The organism is Candidatus Lernaella stagnicola (assembly GCA_030765525.1).
In the GTDB taxonomy this organism is placed as follows: Bacteria; Lernaellota; Lernaellaia; order Lernaellales; family Lernaellaceae; genus Lernaella; species Lernaella stagnicola.
On sequence record JAVCCK010000023.1, the window covers coordinates 63,709 to 80,224 of the forward strand.

The window sequence follows — 16,516 nt, forward strand, 5'->3', positions numbered from 1 at the left end:
TTTGAAACGATCCACCTACACAAGACAACGGGAGAACGAATCGCAGATGAACGCCGCTCGCCCCGAGCGCGACCGCTATTTTCGGATGGTGCTGCTACTGGCCGCCGCCGCCGCGCTGCTGTTTTTCGGCCTCAACTGGCTGGCCTTTCAAGCCGGGCACCTGGTCAAGCAAGACGACCACCTGCTCATCAACGAAATCGCCCGTAACATTTTACGCGGCGACTTCGGCGTGCAGGCCGAGATCAACGGCAACCTCATCGGCACCGAAGATCACTTCACGCCGACGTTCCTGCTGATCGTTCCTTTGTATTTGGTTTGGGATCACGTGACGGTATTGCTGTTCTGCCTGTCGCTGATCGTCGCCTTCGCCGTCGTGCCGTTTTACCTGCTCGGCCGTTTCTGGGGCGGATCGCGCTTCGGGCTTTTTGTTGCGGCGGCGTATCTGTTGTTACCCGAAACCGCCGGCCACGCGCTCAGCGGCATGTGGCAGCAAACGCCGCTTTGGCTTTTGGCGCCGCTGACCCTCTACGCCTGCCTGGCCCGCAAATGGTGGCTTTACGTCGTCGCGGCGGTGTTGCTTCTCGGCACCTTTGAAGACGCTTTTCTGATCCTGGCCGGCATCGGTTTGTTGGCGCTCGTGGAGGGCGGCAAGCGGCGGTGGTGGCTCTTCGCCTTCGTCGCCACGGCGGTGTACGTGCTGCTGATCGCACTGGCAACCGACAACTTCGGCGGCGGTCGCGCCCTTCACCAAGTAGCGCCCGAAGTGTTACGCAACGCGTTTTCGCTCGGCGTCGCGCGCGGTTTGGTGATCCTCGTTGCCTTCATGACACCGCTGCTCTGGTTGGCGGCGCTGCGCCCGCGGTATCTGATCCCGGCCATCGCACCCCTGTGGTTGGCCTTGGCCTACCTCGGCGGCGACTCGCCCAACCTTTTGCCCGGGAGCAGTACGGCACATTACTTCACCGCGTCACTGCCCTTCATCCTCGCCGCCGCCATCGCCGGCGCCGCGTCGTTACGCGATTTCTCCCTACTCCAATCGCCACTCCGCCGGCGACTTGCCGCCTTCGCCGCGCTGCTCGTGCTTCTGGGTTTCAACGTCGCGGCGTGGTGCGGGCCGGACGGTTTTGCCAAGCCGTTTCGCCCGGGCCCGGATCTACCGGCCTTCCAAAAGCTTGCCTCCGAACTGCCCGCGACGACGCGCTTGGCCACCGACCTGCCATATAGCTACTTGTTGGACGGCCGTATCGCGGCGGCGATCAAGTTTTCCGCCCACTGGCGCGGCGAAGCCTTCGAACTGCAGGAACACTATTGGGATTGGCCGGCGTTGCGCGATTTCCGGCCGCGACTCTACGCCTACCAAACCCAGCGCACGAAGCGGCAACTCGGCGGCCTGGCGGTGACGACCCTCACCGGCGGCGACACGCTGCGCACCGCGTCCATCGACCGCGTTTTCGGCCCCGATCCGTACTGCCTTGCCGCCGGCGACCTGGATGGGGACGGCCGCGACGAACTGGTCGCGGGCACCGTGGCCCTGCGGCGCGACGCCCATGTGGCCGTGCTGGAAACGGCAACCGGGCGCCTGCGCGTCAAGCGCCGCATTCGTATCGCGCTGGACTTGCGGGAACTGGCGGTCGTCCCCGGCGACGGCAGTATCCTGTTCGGTGACGGCCACACCTATCGCTGGTGGCGCGGCACCTTCATGGAACCGCCGGGTCCGCGGGACGGACTCGTGACGCTGTTCGGGACGGATGTATTTTCGACCTTCGACCCGGCCTGCCCGCCGCCGCCGGGCGCTTCGGCCACCCGATCGGGAGATTTCAACGGCGACGGTGAGCGCGAGTGCGCCGTCGGTTATCCTTGGCAAAACTCGGTGGAGATTCGGGCGCGCGACGGTCGGTTGCTTGGTTCGGCTGTGACTGGGCCGTTCCCGACGGCGATCGTCGCACGAGACCTCGACGGCGACGGCCGGGACGAACTTATCACGCCGTTGCACAACCGCATCTACGACGCCGAGCCTTTTTTCCGCTATCTCGACCACCACGCCATCGACACGCTGATCGTCAAAGACGCACCGCCCGCCGTATTACGGCAACATGGTTGGCAAAGAGTTTCGGAGCAGCGGGGCGTCAGTCGCTGGTGTCGCGTCGCCGCGGGCGCAGCAGAATAACCAGCGCCGCCACCAGCGACATCAAAGAAAAGAAAAGCGCCGTGAGTGTGCGCGTCGGCCAATAGGTCAGCCGCACGCGATGTTCCCCCGCAGGTACGGCAATTCCCAGGCGGCCGTCGATCTCCGTGACGCTGCCGCGGCTGACGCGCCAGGCCGGATCGTAGTTTTGGTTGAGCTGCAGAAACTGCGCTTTCGCGCTTTGGTAATGAACGTCCACCGTGTTGAAGGTGAAGCGCAAGTCGAGCATCTCGCCCGACACGTCTTGCCAGGCACATTCGCCGGCGTAATTCGGATTCGCCGCCAACTCGCCGGACGAGAGCACCCAGTAACGCGGCACGGTCTGCTCAGGCAGCGTGATATCGGCATACCAATCGATGAGGCCGATGCCGCGCGGCACGTTGAAAAACTCCGTGGCAGTCGTGGGACGAGCTCGCTCGCGCATGCCGTCGGCCAGGCCGCGCCGTTTGATCTCCCCCGGATCGTCATCCGGATTCATCCCCTCGGGCAACTGGTGTACCTGATAATAAGCGCCAGGTTCGAATGTCACGTCGACCGGTTCGCGCAGCAAATCCGCCCACAGCGGCGCGTTTTGCCAAAGCGGCCACAGCAACAAGAGTGCGACCGGTATCCACGCCCAGCGTGCTTTCGTCTTTTCGGTCAACCACGCCGCCGCCGCGCCGAATGAGACCGTCGCCGAAAGTACAAGAAAGAAATTCAGATACTTGTAGGAATGATTGACGCGGAAGAAGCCCGGCAAGCCCCATAGAAAAGTGCGGAACGGGTCACCCGGCAGGTTCGGGCCGAAACAACACACCGCGTAGAAAAGCCATAGGACAATCCAAGGCGCGAGCCGCCGCCGCGCCAGCGCCGCCGCGAGTAGAAACAACGCCAAGACGCCGTAGGTCAGCCCCATCGAGGCGTATTCCGCCTGCGCGGGCCAACCCTCGGTCGTGTAGGTCGGGTGCCGCGTGACCGTCGCGTGCGCATGCCGCAAGAAAGCGCCCGCGCTCTTGTAGAAAACCTTGTCGTCATTCGTCGGGCCGTCGAAGCGATACACGTCGCCCGCCTTGCCCAGTTGCTCGTGCACGTACGTGCCGCGCCCCATCACATCAAGCACCGCCGCCCATTTCGCGCAACCGACCAGGGCCAGGGTCAGCGCCGCAACCGCCAGACGCAGCGCGTAGGGTCGCCACGCCGCCGCCAAAGCGCGAAGCGGCTCCCAGCGCCAGGCAACCAGCGCAATCACGGCCGCGACGGCGAAGGAGCCCCACCACGTGATAACCCCGTGGTAACTCACCGCCGCCGATAAAATCAGAAAAGCGCCGAGCGCGATAAACAGCGCCCGCGGCCGCTCGGACCGGTGGGCGGCAACGAGCACGGTGGCCAGCAGAAGGAAGTGGCCGACGGCCAGGATGCCCAACCCGGATTGCAGCAGGATGGGCAGCAGCAGGAGCCCCGCGCCCACCCCGCCGCGCCACGTGGCTTCCTTTCGCAAGAGCGCGTACAGCGCCAGCGGCGTCATCAGGTAGAAGGCTTGCACGTAAAAGCCGACGAGCATGAAAGACGGAAACCAACCGGCGAACGCAAAGGCCGTCGCCGAGAGCAGCGCGGGCACGAGGTCGAGGCCGAGCACCCGGCGGGCCAGCAAGTAGGTTCCGAAAGTGCCGAGCCAAAGCAGCAGCATTAAATTGAAGCGAATCGCCAACCACGGCGGCAGCAGCAAAAAGGGAATCGAGAAGGGCGAGAGCGAGCCGTCGGAGGGGTGCCCGAGAATGGGGTAGCCGCCGCCGACTAAGTGTGAGCGCAAGGGAAACTCGCCAAATTGAAACAGCGCCAGTTTTGCGTGGAAATAAAAAGACAGGTCATGCCGCCAGTCGGCCATGCGATAGGCGTCCGCCGACTGGAAGCCGTCGAAGTGCCGAAACATCGGCGCGCAAAATACCAGCACGATCACGACGGTGGCGGCAACGGCGATTATTTTTTCGCGTTGGGGCGACACGTTCCTCCTGCTCGATAGAGTGTGCGTCCTTTATGCCAAATCTACCGGGGGTTGGGGAAGGCGGTTAATGACAAGGCGCAAAACTTCGCAACAGGCACTCCACGCCGTAGATGTAGAGTTCGCGCAATTCCTGCCCGGCCAGGATGGTGTCGCGCAGCTTACGAAACTGCAGCATGCCGTGCAGCGTCGACCAAAACACCAGGGCGCACTGATGCGATTGCGCCAGCACGTTCTCGTCGCCGCTTGCCCAGTCGCGTATCGCGCCTTCGACAACGGACAAAATGCGGTCGCCGTGGGTGTCGATGCGCTGCTTGAGTTCGTTGGGGAAGCTCACTTCCGGCGATGTCAAAAAAACGTTGTAGACGTCGAAATACTTGCGATGGCGGCGCGCGAAATCCAGGTACGCCAGGGCCATCAGCGTCAGGCGTTCGCGCGGATCGGCGCCTTTGGCGTCGGCGCACCGGATCATCTCGTGCAGGATGTCGAGGCCCTCTTCCTGCAACGCGGCAAAGAGTTCTTCCTTGTTCTGGAAGTATACGTAGAGGGTGCCGACACTCACCTCGGCCGCGACGGCGATTTTGTTCATCGACGCGCCGGCGAGCCCTTCCCGGAAGAGGACCTGCCGGGCGGCGTCGAGGATTTGATTCCGCCGCTGTTCCCGTTCTCGCTGGCGTCTGGCCTGCACCCCCATGGTCGGCTCCTCAGTACGTGTACATGCCGGTCAACGGACCGAGCACGGCGATTACGGCGGCGACGACGATTGTCATCCACAAGGTCATGACCAAGCCGGACACGGCGAAATCACGTATCGTGAAGTAACCCGAGGTGTAGGGAATGACGTTGGTCGGTGTCTGCGTCACCAAAATAATGCCGAGGGAAGAAGTGAACGCCGCCGGCCCCACCAGCACCCAGGCGTGAATGCCCAGCGCTTGAGCCAGCGAAATGAGAATCGGAATAATGACGATGCCCGTCACGGTGTTGCTGGCCAAGAAGAGCTTCATAAATATGACGACCAGCACGACGACGAAAATCAGGCCGATCGGGCCCAAGGCGCCGACGCCCCCCAGCAACGTCACCGCCAGCCACTTCGCCGCGCCGGTGTGATAGGTCATCATCCCAAGCCCGAGCGAAGCCATGATTAGGATAATGCTTTCCCACGAAATCGCGCGGTTCGCCTTCTCCCAATTCAGCACGCGGAAGGGCGGCAGGAACAGCAGCAGGCCGCCGAGAATCGATACGAAACTGATCGGCAAGTCCAGCCGGCCGCCCGTCAGCTTGGCGAGTAGCGGGTTGAACACCCACAGGAAAATGACGATGCCGAAGATGACGATCGTGCCGATTTCCTCACGCTTGAGCCCGCCCAGTTCCGCGAGTTGCCCGCGAATGTCTTCGCGCGTCAACGGCAGTTTCTTGAATTCCGGCGGGAACAAAAACAGCAACGTGCCCCACCCGAATGGAATCAGCAGCAACGCGGCGGGCACGCCGATTTTCATCCAGTCGACAAACTGAATCTGCATGCCGGTGAACTCGCGCATGAAATTGATGGCGATTGGGTTCGGGCCGCACCCGGCGGGCGTGGCGATGCCGCCGAAAATCGCGCCCCAGCACGAGGCGATCATCAGCGCGCGGCCGAAGTTGCTTTCCAGCGGCTTACTGCCGATTTGCCGCAGGATACCCACGCCGATCGGCAGCATCATCGCCGCCACCCCGACGTCGGACACCCACATCGAAAGCAGCGTGCCCATGATCAGGAAACCGAGAATCACGCGCCGGCTGCTCGTGCCGATCGTCTGCAGCATCTTGAGCGTCAAACGCCGCCCGAGAGTCGTTTCCGAAAAAGCGCCGGAGAGGAGAAACACGCCGAGGAAAAACAGGATCAGGTGGTCGCCGAAGCTGAGTCGCACCAACTCGCGGTAACCCGCGGCCACGCCGTGCACCTCCACGATCTGCCCATGCTTGACGATTTGCAGCCCTTCGGTGATGCCCACCAGCGGCATCATGAGCATCACGAGCAAGGCGGTGATGTGGAAGGGTAGCGCTTCGCTCACCCAGTAGAAAATCGCCATCACCAGCAGCGCGATGCACATCCGCCCCGCCGCCGACAGTGCGATTTCCTCCCCGCCGATCTGCCGCGCGCCGGGTTTTAGAAACACGGCGACCAACGCGAACAGCAGCAAGCCAACGGCGAGAAAGATGACCTGGCGTCGCGGGTTGAGTTCCTTGGTCAACGGTTACTCCTCAAGGTCCAGTTCCACTTTTTCGACCTTGGCAAAGTCGCGGTTGTAGAACATCGCCGCAATAAAGTGGAGCAACGCCGCCAGCGCGAAAGCCAGGGGCAGCAGGGCCATGGCGGTTTGGATGTCATAGGTGTCGGAAATGTGACCGACCATCGGCGGGCCCAGCGCACTGCCCAACAGGTTCTGCACGATCACGCACAGGCTGTAGGAAACGGCGCGCAATCCGGGGTGTACGACGTCCTGCGTGACCGCCGCCGCGCCCGGCAAAAACGCCACCACGGCAATGCCCCCCAGCATCAGCGTCGGAAACTGCGCCGGACTGCCCTCCAGGTACATAAACGCGATGAACAACACCAGGGCCGCAAAGGCCGAGGAGACCGCCGCGAACAGCGACCGCGCGTTGTTCTGTTTGTTGCGCCACTTGTCGGCGAGAAAACCACCGAGTGGCGCGCCGATGATGGCCATGAGCAAGACCGCCCCGGTTTTGAGGCCCGCGGCGTCCTGGGCCAATCCCTGGGTGCGTTGGAAGTAGGTCGACATCCAGAACATCATCGAAGTCGACAGGAAGACGTTGGCGGCGAAACCGAAGTAGGTGAACAACAGCGTCGGGTTTTTCAGAAACTCCAGCGCGATGTCTTTCCAATTCATTTTGACTTCGGCGCTCACGCCGTTTTCGCTTACCGCGGTGCGCACCAACTTGACCGTTTTGTAGTCTTTGACGAAGAAGAAGAGCATCGAGACGATGAATCCGGGAATCGCCACCAGCCCGAAGGCGTAGCGCCAACCCCACGTCGCCGCAACGATGCCGCCCATTGCAATGCCCAGGGCGGCGCCCAGCGGAATCGACATGTTCCAGAAGCCCATGATCTGCGCGCGCTTCTTCTCCGGGAAGAGGCCCGAGAGCATGGCCGTACCGCCGGTGGCGTAACCGGCCTCGCCCACCCCGATGATCGACTTGGCAATCGCCAGGTGCATGAATTGCGAAGCGAATGCGCAGGCACCGGTCGCGGTGCTCCAAATCATGCCCATGATGGCGATGCTCTTGCGCCGGCTCCAGCGATCGACGAGCAGGGAAATAGGGAAGGTCGTCGCCACGATGGAGAGGTACACGAGCGAGAGCAGCATCCCCGATTGCGCGTCGGTGATGCCCCATTCGCGCTTGAGGTCGGGCAGCAACGAGCTGACCACCATGCGGTCCATGTAATCGAACATGTACATGAAAAACAGCAGCGCGAAGACGAAATACCTGTAGCGCGACGATTTCCCGGCGGGTGCGGTTTGGCTATCGGTCATGGGCGTTCCCCTTCTCCCGGCGGCACGTAGTTCGCAAGACCCAAGCGATCCGCCGTTTCCCGTGTGACGCGTCCCTGTTCATCCCAACCGCGGGCGCGGTAGAGATCGGCGAGCATCGTGCGCAAGTCGGGCAGCACGTTTGCCGAGCCGCCGGTACCTCGCGGTTCTTCCAGAATGCGCGGCGGCAAGGTGTCGGATGCGCCGTCGATCCCGAATCGTTGATTGTACAATCGTTTGAGAGCGTAGATGCGGTCACCGATTTCCAGCAGCCGGTCGGCGTCGCCGTCCCAACCGCAAACCAGTTCCGTGAAACGCGCCATTTCGCGCGCGCTCACCCCACCGGCCAACATGAATTTGCACAAACCCAGGGCGTCAAAAATGGCGCTGAGATTCTGCATCTTCGCCGTCATCGCTCCCTTTTGCGCCGGCGTGTGAGGATCGACGCCGGTTGGGAAGCCTTCGATTTTCATCCCCTCTTCCACGTAATAGGCCGGCGCTTCGTTATGCGACGCCCCGCGGTTGCCCGTGGCATACGTCGCCCCGGCGCTGACCAGCGCGCGCGGATCGTGCATCGGCAGTTCCAAGCCCTTGGCATGAATCGCGAAGCGCTCGCTCCCACCGCCGAAGACCGACGCAGCGTGCCGCACCCCATGCGCCAACACATCGCCGATGCCGCGCCGCCCGGCGATCATTTCGATCAACTCGCAAATAGCCTCGGTATCGCCCCACACCGGTTTCGCGCCCGTCAGGCCGACCCGCTCTTGGCTGAGGATGCCGCGCTCGACGCACTCGAACACGAAGCCGAGCACCACGCCGGTCGACATCGTGTCGATTCCCATATCGTTGCACAGTCGATTCGCCACGGCGATGCCCTCGCGGCTGCTGTGCAGCAGATTCGAGCCCAGCGCCGCCACCGTTTCGTACTCGGGTTGCGTCGTCTCCAAACCGGCGTGCGGACCGGTCGTGATTTTGATTTTCTTCGCGCAGCCGATCGGACACATGAAACACGCATGATGCCGCAAATGCAGATGCTCGGCGTACGCCTGCCCGGAAATTTCGACCGCCGGTTCCCAATTACCCAACGCGAAATTCTTGATCGGCAGATCACCCGACACCTCGCGACGCGCGACCGCGCCCGATGTGCCGAATTTGCTTAGGCCCGCCGCCCGCTCACGCAATTGCGCGTTGAACGGCCGCGCGTATTCACGCAATCCGGTGTCGTCGTGTGGTTGCGGCGCCGCGCCTCCCGCGACGACCACGGCTTTAATTTTTTTCTCGCCGAATTTCGTGCCGACGCCGGTGCGCCCGGCAGCGCGGGCGTTCTCGCCTTCAAAAATCATGGAGGCGAAGCCCACGCCGTTCTCGCCGGCGGGTCCGATCAACCCGATTTGCGCACCGTCCGGCAATTCCCCTCGCAAGCCTTCGTAGGCCTCGAAAGTACCCATTCCCCACCACGGCGAAGCGTCGCGAATCTCGACCGTTCCGTCGCTGACGAAAAGGTAGACGGGCGCTTCGCTGCGGCCGCGAATGACCAGCCCGTCGATGCCGGTTTTTTTGAGTTGCGCGCCCCATTTACCGCCGACGCTGCTCTCGCCGAAGATGCCGGTCAGCGGCGACCGGAAGACGATCGACGTTTTGCAGGCCGTGGGCACCCGGTAGCCGGTGAGCAGCCCGTTGGCGATAACGATGGCCTCGTCGTCGCCCTCGTCGAGGAAGACTTTCGCCGCCAAGCCGCCGCCGCCGAGAAACCGCCGTAAATCCTCTTCGGCGATTTGCCGCACTTCGACGCTTCGCCGCCGCACATCGATCCATGCGAACGTTCCGTAAAACGCCTTCATCAGACAGCTCCTTGCGGCCGGCCGCCGCTAGTACACGTTGGCCAATGCGATGCTTCCCGGACTGATTGTGTCGGGGTCGGTCATCACGTTGATGCAAGTCGGAACTCCCGAGGCGAACGCTTCTTCCAGCGCGGGGCGGATGTCCTCGGGTTTATCGACCCGCAGGCCCTTACCACCTAGCGCCTCGACCAGTTTGTGGTACGGCACCTCGCCGATGTACGTGCCGGCTTCGATCGCGTGCCCCAGGCGTAACTGCTGGCTATGGCGGATCATGCCCCACCCCAGGTCGTTGCTGATCACGGTGACGACCGGCAGTTTCTTGCGGACGGCCGTCTCGAATTCCATGAAGTTGAAACCGGTGGAGCCGTCGCCGATCATGAGGCACACGCGGCTATCGGGATTCAGCACTTGGGCGGCGTTCGCGTAAGGCAGCCCGACGCCCAGGCAACCAAAAAGCCCGGAGTCCAGGTAACGCCCGGGCCCGCGCACGGTGCGCGTCATACCCATCCAGATCTGCGTGTCGCCGCCGTCGGCCACGACGATGTCGTCATCGCGATCCAGAAAGTTGTCGATCTCTTTGGCCAGACGCATGGCGTGAATCGGCACGCCTTCATTTTCCCACATGAACTTGACTTGGTTTTTCGACTGGTCGGCGTTGACCTGCAAGGCCGCCGTCCACTCCGCGAACTGCGGGGGCAGCGACTCGGCCAGACCCTGCGCGTCGGCAAGTTCCACGCACTCGGTCAGCAGGCCGCGAATGTCGCTGACGATCGGCAAATCGATGCTGTGGTTGCGGCCGATCTCCTCCGGCGCGATATCCACCTGCGCGAGTTTCGCACGGGAATCGAACAAGTCGCCGAAGATGTAATACAGACTGATGCGGTTGCCCAGCAGGATGATCAGGTCGGCATCCGACTGGGCCATCAGCACCGCGCCCGGGCGCGTGCCCACCGCCGACTCGAAGCACAGCGGGTGCCCGTCCGGGATAAGGCCGCGGCCCATCCCCGAGGTGAAAATCGGCACGCCCGTCCTCTCGGCGAACGCGACCAATTCACCCTCAACGCCGGCGTACCACGCGCCGCTGCCCGCCACAGCCATCGGCCGCTTGGCGGCGCGAATCATCTCGATCAACTTCGCCGCGCCGGCGCGATCGACCGGGTGCGAATCGATCGTGGTTTTCATCCGCTTGACGGCGCTTTCATCCGACTGGGTAGCCAGCACGTCGACCGGCAACTCCAGGTAGACCGGTCCCGGCCGCCCGCTGATCGCCGTACGAAACGCCATGTCGATATATTCCGGAATGCGCGAAGGCGTGTGGCACACGAAGGCCCGCTTGACCATCGGCGCGATGATCGGCGCTTGCGGCGCGTCCTGCAGATCGAGCTTTTCGCATTTGCATACGCCGGCGCAGCCCGAAATCAGCACGAGCGGCGAGTTGGCCATGTTGGCGTTGGCAATCGCCGAAAGCGTGTTGGTGAAGCCCGGTCCGGCCGTCACCATCGCCACGCCCGGTTTGCGGGTCATGCGTCCGTAAGCCTCGGCCATGAAGACGGCCGCTTGCTCGTGTCGCGTGTCGAACAGCGTGATATCCGAATGTTCGAGATGCGAATAGATCGGCGTGATGTGTCCGCCGCTCAACGTAAAAATAATATCCACGCCGCGATCGATCAGCGCCTCGGCCGCGAGTTTTGCACTGGGAACCATAGCCATTAGAATCCTCCTTCTAGAGTTCCATCAACTGCCCGCCGGTGATGTTAATCGCCTGGCCGGTCAAATATGAAGACGCCTCGGACGCCAAAAACGCCACCACTGACGCCGCGTCCTCGGGCTTGCCGATCCGTTGCAGCGGGATCGTTTTTTCCATTTCCTTTTTGCGGTCCTCGATCGTACCGCCTAACGCGTCGGCTTCCAAACCAAAACGCCAGCGCTCGAGGTCGGTGTCGATCTGACCCGGGCAAACGGCGTTCACGCGAATGCCCATGCCGCCCAATTCCCTGGCCATCACCTTGGTCAGCATGATCACGCCCGCCTTGGCCACCGCGTACGCGCCGTTGAAAACCGGCGGCACTTTCCCGGCCCGCGAAGCCGTGTTCACGATGCTGGCCGGCCGCCCGAACATCATCGGCAACAGAGCGCGCGTCATGCGAAAGACGCCGTGCAAATTGACGTCGATCGTTTTCATCCACGCGTCTTCGTCGTACGTGTGCACCATGTTCGGCACGCCAAACGACGCCCCGGCGTTGTTGCACAGAATATCGACCTGGCCGAACTTCTCCCGCACGGCCTCGACCATCGCGGCGATCGACGCGGCGTCCGACACGTTCAAATCCACCGCCAGCGTTTCCACGCCGTGCTGCTCGGCGAGTTCGGCGGCCAATTCGTCCATCTCCTCCCGACGACCCACCGCCACACCGGTGTCGTCAAAAGGCAGTGCGCCCAGGTCGGCAAGAACGACGTTCGCGCCCGATTGCGCCAGCTTCGCGGCAATGGCGAACCCAATTCCCGTGCGCTTGCCGGCGCCGGTGACGACTGCGATCTTTCCCTTCAAGTCGGGATACATCAACGCCTCCTTCCAACCCGCTCCATCCGGCGGGCTCGTCCCCATTAACTGTTGTTTACTGAATGGCGTTCATAAACTGAACGCGGTTCAATTCTTGAGCAAAATGTCGCCCGACGCAAGGGGGAACGGAGCCGAAAACGGAATTATTCCGGCGGCGCGTGAAACGCCGGCGCGGGGGGCGGCACACCGACTGACGGAGGGTGCTGCAGCGGGCCGGTGTGGGGCATGGTGGTCGCCATACCGGGAGCCGGACGCGAATTGAACAGCCGGTCGCCGCGCAGAATGATCCGCACCACATCGTAGGTCTTTTGCCCGCCCCTGGTGGCTTCCAGGAAAAACACCATCACGATCGTATCGGCGTAAAGCTTGCGGCCGGTGGCGAAATCGACGGTGTCGATAAACGGGTACTGAATCGCCAGTTGCGTCGGGTTAAGCCGAAAACGAAAATCCGCACCCGACACTTCCCGCACGCCTTCATCCAGCACCGTGCCGGGCATCATGATCGAATAGGTGATTTTCGCGTCGGTCAACTCGGCGGGCCAACTCAGGGGCACGACGACGTCCTCCCCCGCCTTCACCCGCGAGAACACCGGTAGTTCGATGTTCAGCAACTTCGGCTCGTCTTCCGGAACGGCAAAATGGAAATACTCGCCGTCGCCGCTCCCGGCCACGTCACCGGACGTATGCTCCCCTTGGATTTTCACGCCCACGCGATACACACCCGGCTGATCGACCGCCACGCGGTCCGGCGCCACAAAACCGCCCAGGCGATTGGACCGCCCACCGGTCGCGACTTGGCTCCCATCCGGCCTGGTCACGGTGAACGCGACGTCGGCCGCCACCGGAGGCATCACCGTGCCGCCCAGCACCATTTGTTCGCCGACCAAAAACGACTCCGACGTGTCCAACCCGATGAAGTAGTACTGGTCGCGGCCGTTCACCGACATCAGCGGTCGCTCGCCGGGCGCTGTGACGGCGTTGGCGTAGCTGCCCGGCGGCGAGGCAATAATCGTCGAGGCGTAGGCGTCGTAGTGATTTTCGCCGGTGATCTTGTCCTTGAACACCAGCCCGGCCATGACGCGATACAAATCGCCGGGCAGGTCGCCGTTGGGACTCGTGTTGATCTGGCCGCCGTAACTGTTGGGCGCGATGATCCAGCACGGCCCCATCAGCGAACCGGTGAAGGCCATGGTCATCACCGAGAATCCGGGGCGGATCACCGAGATGTAGGCATACGCTTCCAACGTGTTTTTGTCGGGGAATTGCATCGGCGACCAGCCGCGTTCGCTCGCCGACAAAATCGGCAGGTGGTCCGGCTGCTCGGCGGTGATGCGGTGGTAGCCGAAATTGTCGTCGGATATCTTGAACAGGTCCGGCAGCAGTTCCGGTTGGTGCAGGAGGGACACGGCCGGAAAATTCAGCGGCTGCCCCGACGGGTTGTACGCCTCGACAATGCGCCGCGCGAGTTGCTTGGTCTTAGCTTCCATCGACAGCACGATGCCGATCACCGTTTCGTAAGGATACGTCGTCGCGGCAAAAAGCGTGTCGCCGCTGTGGTAGGGCAGCGTGTAGTCGTACTGCGTAAGGAATTTCAAAAACAGGAACGACGAACCGCCCTCGGTGCGTGAATCGTAGCGCTCTTTGCCACCGTAGTGCGGCGGCCCGAGACGCGGCGGCTGCAGATAGGTTCGTCCGCCGTGCAACACGATTTCGGGATCGTGCTCGGCCACCACACCCGCCGACGCCTGCGCTCCCTGCCACAACACGCCCTGCTCGTCGCGATACTGCGCGGTCACCAGCGAGCGATATTCGCCCGGCTCACTCATCACCAACGGCGCTTGTCCTTGCGGCACGAAATGCCCAAACCGATTCGCCTTGCCGCGAAAAGAACGCACGACGCGCCGCCGCATGTCCGATTGCGGCACGTATTCCACATCCACGGTGACCTCGGCCGGCACCGGCGGATTGATGTGCGCGACGGCCGGAAAGCGCGCGCCCTCCAGGAAGTTCGTGCCCGGCTTCACGGGCGTCGAAAACGACAACGGCAGCGCCACCGTGAAATCATAGGTGCCGCCGGCCTCGTACCCCCGGCCGAGTTGATCGAACATGCGCCCGGTCAACTCCAGCCGGTAGTCGCCGGTCTCACGCAGGTCCAACGTAAAGCCACTGTTTTCCAGCAACGGGCCGTCGGACCCTTCGCCCACGAACAAACGACGCCCCAGATCCAGCGTCGTGCCGTCCGGCCCGGTCAGCTTCGCGTCGGCATACGGCCCTTCGTCCGCCTTTGCGCCGACCCGTCCGAAGTCCATGAAATTTTTCACGCGGCTGGGCACGGTCGAACGACCGATAAACAAATCGGCCAACGCCGTTTCCGGATACAACTTGGGTATGCCCGGATTCACCCGGTATTGCCGCGGCAGCAGCGTAAGCGGCGTGGGCAGCCGCACCCGCGAGATAAGCCCCAACGATTCCTTATCCTCGTTGGCGAGAATCCCCGACTGGCCGTATTCCTCCACATCCTGAAACACGGTCCACGCCACGCGCGGCGGCGCGGGCTCGCCGATCTGCACCGCCGGCAGCACTTGCGGCGCCTGCATGAACTCCCGCATGTCCGGCGGCATGCGCCCCCGCAACGCCTCGTGCGCCCGCTGCGTACCCCCGGTGCGAATGTTCTCCACCAACCATTGCTCGAGTCGCACCGGCAAGTGCGCGAGGTCGATCGGTGTGTTGGAGCCGGCGAACTTGACGAAGACGTTCACGTGCGGCCGGTAAAATCCCGGCGGGATGTCCGGCGGCAGCACGGCGCTCAACCGTCCTTTAAAACGACCGCGCCCGCCACGCGTCCAGGAATCGCCGCGAAACTCAGTCGCCGCCTCGAACGGACTGCCGCGCTGATTGCCAAGCGCCCGCACCGGCAGCGTCCCCTCGTAATAGGCGATCGGCACGCCCGCACTGGTGAAACGCGAAGACAGCGCCGTGGCGGTCAGCCCCGTCGTAATGCCGTCTTCGTCGTAGACCTGCTCGCCGACCAACACGACGGCCACCCCTTTGACGACGTCGGGATACTCGCGTAAGCGACGGAAATCAATTTCGATATCAAAATCCGCGTGCCATTCTTCTCCCGGCTTGGCCTCGAAAGAATCCGCGCGCACAGTGCCACGCCAGGGGTAGAAGGCGTCCTCGATGCCCACCTCGAAGCCGGCGCCGGTTTCGACTTCGCCCGCGCAAGCCGCGAGCATCGCCAGGCAGAGCGCGACAACCACGATGGACGCCCGCCTCACCATGTCGCCTCCACCAGCCGGTCGTGCGGGAACAGCGAGCGGAATTCGGCCGCATCGTCCGGCAACGCGGGCACGAAATCCGCCAGCCGCGCCGCTTCATCCGCGGCGATCATCCCCGGAACCTTCGCCGCCATGCGCTCGACCACCACCGCGACGCCCGGCGACAGCGCCTCGGGTACCCGCACGCGGTCGAGTTGATGGCATCGGCCGCAACGCCTTTCAAACAGGATTTTGTCCGCGCGACCCGCATCGCCGGTGGCCGCCGCCAAGTGCTCGGCGGCATAGCGACGCAGTTGCCGCGCCCATTCTTCCCGGTAGGCAAACGCGGAAAGGTGTTGCATGCGGTTGACGATCAACTCCCATTCGGCCGCCGTGCGTTCGCGTCGCTCCAGAACATCCGAGCCATGACAACGGCGACATTTGGCACGAAACAGCGAGGCGTCGTCATACGTATTTTTTCGCGCCAGATAGGCGATGATCGTTTCCGCTTGCTCGCCATCGATCGGCGCGCCGTTGCTTTCGCGCATGCGCTCGACGGTCAGTCGCCACTGCGCCGATTCTTTCATGTAATGAAACGGGCGGTCGGCCGGGTGGCACAAAGAGCATTTCTGCCGCTGCAGAAAATGGCCGGTAGGTGGAAACGTGCGAATTTGATAATGCGCCGTAAACGCGAACGGGACCAAAAAGTACGCCGCGCTGGGCACCAACACCGCCGCGGCCAGCAGCGTGCGAAATACCCGCCCAACCGTCCACGGCTTTTTCCCGCGCCGGATGCCCGCGATCGCATACCCCGCGCGACGAAGCAGGAAAAACGTCGCCAGAAACAGAAACGGCAGCGGTTTCCACAGGTCGTTGTCGATGATCTCACTCGAAACGCGCTCGTAAGGCTTGTACCAAATGAACCAGGGGAAGATTTCCCGAAGAACGATCAGGGCCATGTGATAGACGAAGGGGATCCACAGGAACCACGTCGCCGCCGCGGCCAGCAGCCCGGCGGTTAGGTTGGCGATAAGGACGCCGTGGATTTTGTTTTGCCTCGTGCCCGGCTCAATCATTGGGCGAGTTTAACAAATGCCCGGCCACACCGCCACCAAAACGCCACTTATGATATGATCGCCGGCGAATCCAAAAGCGAGACGTT

General features: G+C 62.8%; 10 protein-coding genes. 1 reads left to right on the forward strand and 9 read right to left on the reverse strand.

Annotation, left to right across the window (positions count from 1 at the left end; translation table 11 throughout):
- The first annotated feature begins 46 nt into the window (after nt 1-46).
- Nucleotides 47-2,167: a DUF2079 domain-containing protein gene (locus P9L99_10855; GenBank protein ID MDP8223849.1), complete on the forward strand. Its 2,121-nt coding sequence runs from the start codon at nt 47-49 to the stop codon at nt 2,165-2,167.
- On the opposite strand, the gene P9L99_10860 is transcribed toward P9L99_10855, so the two are convergent.
- The 9 genes from P9L99_10860 to P9L99_10900 all read right to left on the reverse strand — a co-directional run bounded on the left by P9L99_10860 (nt 2,127) and on the right by P9L99_10900 (nt 16,430).
- Nucleotides 2,127-4,166, reverse strand: a complete 2,040-nt coding sequence (locus tag P9L99_10860) for a hypothetical protein (GenBank protein ID MDP8223850.1) — start codon at nt 4,164-4,166, stop codon at nt 2,127-2,129. The genes P9L99_10855 and P9L99_10860 overlap by 41 nt on opposite strands.
- A 64-nt stretch (nt 4,167-4,230) precedes the next feature.
- The gene (locus P9L99_10865) at nt 4,231-4,857 is read right to left on the reverse strand and encodes a TetR/AcrR family transcriptional regulator (protein ID MDP8223851.1); all 627 of its coding nucleotides are present in this window, start codon (nt 4,855-4,857) and stop codon (nt 4,231-4,233) included.
- Between the two features lie 10 nt (nt 4,858-4,867).
- On the reverse strand, nt 4,868-6,394 hold the full coding sequence (locus P9L99_10870) for a DASS family sodium-coupled anion symporter (GenBank protein MDP8223852.1): 1,527 nt from the start codon (nt 6,392-6,394) through the stop codon (nt 4,868-4,870).
- Nucleotides 6,395-6,397: 3 nt separating this feature from the next.
- Entirely contained in the window at nt 6,398-7,696 is a 1,299-nt protein-coding gene (locus P9L99_10875) for an MFS transporter (GenBank protein MDP8223853.1), read from the reverse strand.
- Entirely contained in the window at nt 7,693-9,534 is a 1,842-nt protein-coding gene (locus tag P9L99_10880) for an aldehyde ferredoxin oxidoreductase family protein (GenBank protein ID MDP8223854.1), read from the reverse strand. Before P9L99_10880 ends, P9L99_10875 begins: the two co-directional genes overlap by 4 nt.
- Before the next feature lie 27 nt (nt 9,535-9,561).
- Complete coding sequence (locus P9L99_10885; protein ID MDP8223855.1) at nt 9,562-11,244, reverse strand: thiamine pyrophosphate-binding protein; 1,683 nt, start codon at nt 11,242-11,244, stop codon at nt 9,562-9,564.
- A gap of 13 nt (nt 11,245-11,257) precedes the next feature.
- Complete coding sequence (locus tag P9L99_10890) at nt 11,258-12,094, reverse strand: SDR family NAD(P)-dependent oxidoreductase (protein ID MDP8223856.1); 837 nt, start codon at nt 12,092-12,094, stop codon at nt 11,258-11,260.
- A 143-nt stretch (nt 12,095-12,237) separates the two neighbouring features.
- Nucleotides 12,238-15,378: a hypothetical protein gene (locus P9L99_10895; protein ID MDP8223857.1), complete on the reverse strand. Its 3,141-nt coding sequence runs from the start codon at nt 15,376-15,378 to the stop codon at nt 12,238-12,240.
- Nucleotides 15,372-16,430: a hypothetical protein gene (locus tag P9L99_10900; protein MDP8223858.1), complete on the reverse strand. Its 1,059-nt coding sequence runs from the start codon at nt 16,428-16,430 to the stop codon at nt 15,372-15,374. The genes P9L99_10895 and P9L99_10900 overlap by 7 nt, the downstream gene beginning before the upstream one ends.
- Between the last annotated feature and the right edge of the window lie 86 nt (nt 16,431-16,516).